The organism is Mesorhizobium sp. M2E.F.Ca.ET.209.01.1.1, from assembly GCF_004010375.2.
In the GTDB taxonomy this organism is placed as follows: Bacteria; Pseudomonadota; Alphaproteobacteria; order Rhizobiales; family Rhizobiaceae; genus Mesorhizobium.
This window is the reverse complement of sequence record NZ_SADP02000720.1, coordinates 1-329: the sequence shown is the minus strand read 5'-3', so window position 1 is coordinate 329 and position 329 is coordinate 1. Positions and strand designations below refer to the sequence as shown.

The following is a 329-nucleotide window of genomic DNA, read 5'->3' as shown; positions in this document are numbered from 1 at the left end:
AAGTCCATCGCGGCTTTCGGCGCATATGTCTTTGATGACGTTGCGTAAACACAAACCGGTGCTCTGGCCGTTTTTCCAGTTTTGCAACCGGGGGGTTTTGTTATTGTGAGCCCGGCCGGCGCCGAAGGAGATGGATGAGGCGGCAGCGCGGCCGGTCACGGCAAGGAGGGACGAATGCTGAAAGAATTCCAGGAATTCATCTCCAAGGGCAATGTGATGGACTTGGCCGTCGGCGTCATCATCGGCGCCGCGTTCGGAAAAATCGTCGATTCACTCGTCAACGACATCATCATGCCCTTCATCGGGGCGCTCGGAGGGGTCGACTTTTC

1 protein-coding gene is annotated in these 329 nt (G+C 56.8%); it reads left to right on the top strand.

Annotated features, from left to right (window positions below):
- Positions 1-174 precede the first annotated feature (174 nt).
- A partial coding sequence (locus EN852_RS37595) for an MscL family protein (protein WP_189546544.1) occupies positions 175-329 on the top strand: 155 nt, incomplete at its 3' end.